6 protein-coding genes are annotated in these 6,131 nt (G+C 65.0%); all 6 read left to right on the forward strand.

What is annotated here, in order from left to right:
- Positions 1-188 precede the first annotated feature (188 nt).
- On the forward strand, positions 189-518 hold the full coding sequence (gene mihF / locus Y703_RS0107335) for an integration host factor, actinobacterial type (protein WP_026552181.1): 330 nt from the start codon (positions 189-191) through the stop codon (positions 516-518).
- Between the two features lie 38 nt (positions 519-556).
- Entirely contained in the window at positions 557-1,126 is a 570-nt protein-coding gene (gene gmk, locus Y703_RS0107340; protein ID WP_026552182.1) for a guanylate kinase, read from the forward strand.
- 56 nt (positions 1,127-1,182) lie between these two features.
- Positions 1,183-1,446, forward strand: a complete 264-nt coding sequence (gene rpoZ, locus Y703_RS0107345; RefSeq protein WP_026552183.1) for a DNA-directed RNA polymerase subunit omega — start codon at positions 1,183-1,185, stop codon at positions 1,444-1,446.
- A gap of 53 nt (positions 1,447-1,499) precedes the next feature.
- The gene (gene coaBC, locus Y703_RS0107350) at positions 1,500-2,735 is read left to right on the forward strand and encodes a bifunctional phosphopantothenoylcysteine decarboxylase/phosphopantothenate--cysteine ligase CoaBC (RefSeq protein WP_026552184.1); all 1,236 of its coding nucleotides are present in this window, start codon (positions 1,500-1,502) and stop codon (positions 2,733-2,735) included.
- Between the two features lie 69 nt (positions 2,736-2,804).
- Positions 2,805-4,019 carry a methionine adenosyltransferase gene (gene metK / locus Y703_RS0107355; protein ID WP_026552185.1) on the forward strand — a complete coding sequence of 405 codons (1,215 nt, stop codon included), beginning with the start codon at positions 2,805-2,807 and terminating at the stop codon, positions 4,017-4,019.
- Between the two features lie 52 nt (positions 4,020-4,071).
- On the forward strand, positions 4,072-6,131 hold a 2,060-nt coding region (locus tag Y703_RS18565; RefSeq protein WP_035764169.1), incomplete at its 3' end, for a primosomal protein N'.

A 6,131-nucleotide genomic window follows, 5' to 3' on the forward strand; every position in this document is an offset into this window, starting at 1 on the left:
CCAGCCGCAGCATCCTTGCGGCGGGACCCCGTCAGAGTGACTTGCGGGCGGCAGCAGAACTGGCCTTGGCCGAACTCGGCAATTGATTTTGTGCCGCTTGTACAGATAAGTTCAGTGAAGCCCATTCCACAAGAAATGCATCTACCCGAGCGTTCAGCGCGGGGCGGTGCCTACTGCAGGGAGCACTTGTGAGCTTGAAGCCGCTATCGGACTCCGAACGGACACAAGCGCGCGAGAAAGCCACAGCAGCCCGCGCGGTCAGAGCAGAACTGAAGGTAAGGCTGAAGACCGGGGAAACTACTGTCAGCGAGGTAGTCAACGGTATGTCGAAGGATGAAGCTGTTAGCCGGCTGAAAGTCCTTGACCTGCTGAAAGCCCTGCCCGGGGTAGGGGAGGTGCGAGCAGCAGGCATCATGAACGACGTCGGCATCGCCGCCACGCGCCGCGTGCGCGGGCTGGGAGTGCACCAGCGCCAGGCATTGATCGAACATCTAGCAAAGCAGGATCCGACGCCCTGACCGGGGCGAATCCAGGACCCCTGCGAGTGAGGAACCACGTGTCGCAGCCTCGGCTGACAGTACTCGCCGGGCCAACGGCCGTCGGTAAGGGAACAGTATCCACCTACATCCGCGACAACTACCCCCAGGTCTGGCTATCTGTCTCAGCCACCACGAGGCCCGCCCGGCCGGGAGAGGTGAACGGGGTTCACTACTTCTTCGTCAGCAACGAGGAATTCGATGAACTGGTCGCCTCGGGACAGATGCTTGAGTGGGCTTTGGTCCACGGCCGGAACCGCTACGGGACTCTGCGACGGACAGTGGACACCGCGATGGCTGATGGAAAGTCAGTCCTGCTGGAGATCGATCTGCAGGGCGCGCGCCAGGTTAAGGGGACCATGCCAGAGGCCAATTTCGTGTTCCTGACCCCTCCCAGCTGGGAGGAAATGGTGCGTCGGCTCGTCGGCCGCGGGACCGAAACGGAGCAGGAACAGCAACAACGGCTGGAAACCGCTAAACTAGAACTTGCTGCGGAACCTGAATTCGACCACACGGTGGTCAACGACAGTGTTCAGCGTGCAGCGGACGAGCTTGTATCACTGATGGGACTGAGTCCTCAGGAGCGCTAACGCGCAACTCGAGAACCGGTGTTCTACCAACAATCAGAAACATTTACGGAGTATTTGTGTCAACACAGCCTGAAGGCATCATCAACCCGCCGATTGACTCCCTGCTGGAGGCAGCGGACTCGAAGTATGCTCTGGTGATCTACGGTGCCAAGCGTGCTCGTCAGATCAACGCGTACTACTCCCAGCTCCACGAGGGCCTCTTCGAATATGTTGGCCCGCTGGTCGACACCCGCCTGAACGAGAAGCCACTCTCGATCGCCCTGCGCGAAATCAACGAGGGCATGCTCGTCGCCACGCCGGTCGAATCCACCGAGCAGTAGCTTTCGCCGCTCCGATGACCGCAGCTGAGCAGACCCGAAGCTAGGCACATCCAGTGCGCATAATTCTAGGAGTCGGGGGAGGGATTGCCGCCTACAAGGTGGCGTCCCTCCTCCGACTCTTTACTGAGGCGGGCCACGACGTCACGGTGATTCCCACTGACGCCGCGACGCGTTTCGTGGGAACGGCCACCTGGGAAGCCCTGTCCGGCAACCCTGTCAGCAATAGCGTCTTCGACGACGTCGATAAGGTCAATCATGTCCGGCTAGGGCAGCACGCAGATCTGGTCGTCGTGGCCCCGGCCACCGCTGACCTCCTGGCGCGGGCAGCTGCCGGTATGGCCAACGATCTCCTGACCGGGACCCTGCTGATGGCCAGCTGTCCGGTCCTGATGGCGCCGGCCATGCACACCGAGATGTGGCACCATCATGCAACAGCCGCGAACGTGGCCACCCTGCGAGGCCGCGGAATAACAGTGCTTGAGCCGGCCTCGGGGCGGCTGACGGGCACTGACTCCGGCGCGGGCCGGCTCCCCGAACCCGCTGATATTTTTACCGCAGCGATCGCAGCACATGACTCAGCACACGCTGCAGCGGAATCCCCTCGGGGCTCCCTCGCCGGACGCCGGGTGGTCATCACCGCCGGTGGCACCCGCGAACCCATCGACCCGGTGCGCTACCTGGGCAACCGCTCCTCAGGCAAGCAGGGGATGGCGCTGGCCGTCGCCGCTCTCGCCGAGGGGGCAACTGTTGAGCTGATTGTCGCCCAGATCGAAGTCCCGGCCCCGGACGGCGTCGAACTGGTCCAGGTGGAGACCGCCGAGGAACTGCGAACCGCCACCCTGCGCGCCGCCAAACAGGCCGACGCACTGATTATGGCCGCTGCGGTAGCCGATTTCCGTCCCGCCCAAGCGACGCTGACGAAGATCAAGAAGCGTGCCGACGGGGTGGACCCGGTGATCACCCTGGTCCGCAACCCCGATATCCTGCGGGAAGCAGTAGAGCACCGCGCAGCTGCGGGCGCTGGCCCGGTCATCGTCGGCTTCGCCGCTGAAACGGGTGACTTGACAGCTCACCCGCTGGATCACGCCCGGGAAAAGCTCGCACGCAAAGGCTGTGACTACCTGGTGCTGAACCAGGTGGGTGGCGGCAAAGTGTTCGGTCTCGATGACACGATCGCAACCATCCTTGACGCTGCCGGCGCCGAACCCGTTGAGGTCATCGGAACCAAAGCCGAGGTAGCCACTGCAGTGGTTGCGCGGGTAGCAGCAGCCCTTGCCGGTCGCGGCTAGACAATCGCGTACCACACAGTCCGTCACACAACCCGCCACTATGTCGGTCGAACCAAGTAGAGTGATCAAGTGAATTCAGCCAATCCAATCCGCAGCGATCTCCGCCTGTTTACCTCGGAATCAGTCACCGAGGGGCACCCGGATAAGATCTGTGACCAGATCAGTGACGCAATCCTTGATGCCATGCTGGCCAAGGACCCGAAATCCCGTGTCGCAGTTGAAACCCTCGTTACTACCGGGCTGGTGCACGTTGCCGGTGAGGTCACCACTGAGGCGTACGTGGAGATCCCGGAGCTGGTCCGCCAAACCCTGCTGGATATCGGCTACGACTCCTCAGCCAACGGGTTCGACGGCGCACGCTGCGGTGTGTCAGTGTCCATCGGACAGCAGTCGCCAGAGATCGCTAACGGCGTGTTCAACTCACTGGAGACCCGTCAGGGAACCGGGCTTGATCCTTACGACGCACAGGGTGCCGGTGACCAGGGCATCATGTTCGGCTATGCCAGCGATGAGACGCCGGTGCTGATGCCCACGCCGATCTGGCTGGCTCACCGCCTGTCCGAACGCCTGACCAACGTCAGAAAGGACGGCACCCTCGACTACCTCCGCCCGGACGGCAAGACGCAGGTCACCATCGGCTACGACGGCGACATTCCTGTCTCGGTCGACTCAGTGGTGGTGTCCTCCCAGCACGCCCAGGGTGTGGACCTGGAGCAGTTGCGGGCAGACCTCGCCACCTATGTCATCGATCCTGTGCTATCGGCCTCCGAGTTGGACGTGAGCAACGTGCGGCACATTCTCAACCCCGGGGGTGACTTCGTGATCGGCGGACCGGTCGGAGACGCGGGTCTGACCGGGCGCAAGATTATCGTCGATACCTACGGTGGGATGGCACGCCACGGCGGCGGCGCGTTCAGCGGCAAAGACCCATCCAAAGTGGACCGCTCTGCTGCCTACGCGATGCGCTGGGTGGCGAAGAACGTGGTGGCTGCCGGCCTGGCGCGGCGAGCCGAGATCCAGATCGCCTACGCAATCGGTATGGCGCAGCCAGTCGGCATCTACGTCGAGACATTCGGTACCGAGACAGTCGACCCGGCCGCAATTGGTAAGGCGATCCGGGAGGTTTTCGACCTGCGTCCGCTCGGCATCATCAACGCTCTGGACCTGTTGCGGCCGATCTACCGGAAGACAGCAGCGCACGGACACTTCGGACGCGAGGACGTCGGGTTCAACTGGGAACTCACTGATCGTGTGGAAAAGCTGCGGAGCTATTTCAACGCCTAGGGCGCGCCGGTCCGGCGGATACGGGGCCGCCTCCACCACCGGAGATGCTGGGATGACCGTCCAGTTGTCGCTCCTGCAGGGATTCCCGGCGGCACCGAGGACCGCCGGGGCTCCTGTGACTGCCGGTCGATTGCCGGTGGCCCACGTCATTCTCGATTCGCCCCTGGCGCACCTCGATCGTGTGTTCGACTATGCGGTTCCCGAGGAGCTCGCCGGGTCAGCCCAACCCGGGGTCAGGGTCAAGGTACGGTTCAGCGGGCGGGAGTTCACCGGCTTCGTTGTGGGACGCTCGGACACCACTGACAGCACCACGCGGCTGCTGCCGTTGGGGAAGGTTCTCTCGGAGCAACGGGTGCTCACCCCCGAGGTGCTGGCCCTCAGCCGCGCCGTCGCCGCGCGCTATGCCGGAACGGTCAGCGACATTCTCAAGGTTGCCATTCCGCCGAGGATGGTGAGGGTAGACGCCGCCTTCGCTGAAATGGCCGCCGACGTACTGGCCGCCGACGTGCCTGCCGCGAATGTATCTGCTACGGGTGTGCCCGCCGCTGACGGCTCAACGGCCGAACCAGCCGGGGCTACCAGCGATCTGGCCACTGCCCTGCTGGGCCGCTACGCCAATGGGGCCAGGTTCCTTGGTTATCTGGCTGCCGGGCACAGTCCCCGCGCAGTGCTGACCAGCCTCGGTGGCTACGGTACGCGCGACTGGCCCGCCGAAATCGCCGAAGCGGTGGCAGCGGTGTGGCACACGGGACGTGGCGCCGTCGTCGTCGTCCCTGACCAGCGTGACCTGGCACGGGTGGAAGCGGCGTTGGAAGAACGTCTTGGCACTGGGAACATCGCTCGTCTGACCGCCGAGGACGGCCCAACCCCCCGGTACCGCAACTTTCTTAGACTACTGAGTGGGCAGGTGCGGGTGGCGGTTGGCACCCGCTCGGCTGCTTACGCGCCGGTTCAGGACCTTGGCCTGGTGTGCCTATGGGACGACGGCGATGATCTCCACCAGGAACAGCGCGCGCCCTACCAGCATGTCCGGGAGGTGTTGTTACTTCGTGCCGAGCAGGAGGGATGCGCGGCGCTCCTGGCATCGGGTGCGCAAAGCACCGAGGCACACCGGCTGGTGTCGACTGGCTGGGCTCAGGCCATCGCCGCCGACCGTTCGGAGGTCCGCCGGAGCACCCCACGGGTACTCCACACGGGAGATGAGTTCCAGCTTGCCCGGGATCCGCTGGCAGCTCGCGCAAGGGTCCCGCATGCTGCGTGGAAGGCGGCCTCCGAGGGGCTGACCCGCGGGCCGGTGCTGTTGCAGGTGGCACGCACCGGTTTTTCGCCGGCACTTGCCTGTCAGGATTGCCGCGAGCCGGCCCGCTGCCGGGCGTGCACGGGTCCGCTCGCCCAAACCGGGCGCGGTGGCGCTCCCGGGTGCCGCTGGTGCGGCAAGCCGGACCCTCGCTGGACGTGCGCAAACTGCGGCAGCCCCCGGTTGCGCGGCACAGTCGCCGGTGCCACTCGGACAGCTGAGGAGCTGGGGCGAGCCTTCCCCGGCGCAACTGTGTATTCCTCGGCCGGCGAGCACATCATTGACACGGTGCCCGATGCACCGGCCGTGGTGGTGGCGACCCCGGGGGCTGAGCCGCTGGTCGAGGGCGGCTACTCAGCAGTGGTTCTCCTCGACGGCTCAGCAATGCTCTCCAGGGAGTCCCTCCGGGCGGGCGAGGACACCCTGCGGCGGTGGTTCACCGCCGCCCTGCTGGCGCGGCCAGCGAGCGAGGGTGGTCTGGTAGTCATCACAGCTGACGATTCGACGGCGGTGGGACATCTGGTGCGCTGGGACCCGCAGGGCGCCGCCAGCCGCGAACTGTCCACCCGCACCGACCTGGGGCTGCCGCCGGCAGTCCGGTTTGCCGCGCTCAGCGGATCCCGGGAGGCGCTGAACGCCTTCGTCGGGGATGTCGACCCCGAGCTATTCCTGCGCACGGTCGGGCCGATGCCGGTTCCAGCGCACCCGGGCCACGCACCCGGCCGTCCAACCGGTCCGGGTACGCGACGTGACAGTGCCGGCACCCAGACGTCCAGCGCGGACCAGCAGCGGCTACTGCTCTTCTTCAGCTACCG

Source organism: Arthrobacter sp. H20, from assembly GCF_000520515.1.
Lineage (GTDB): Bacteria > Actinomycetota > Actinomycetes > Actinomycetales > Micrococcaceae > Arthrobacter_D.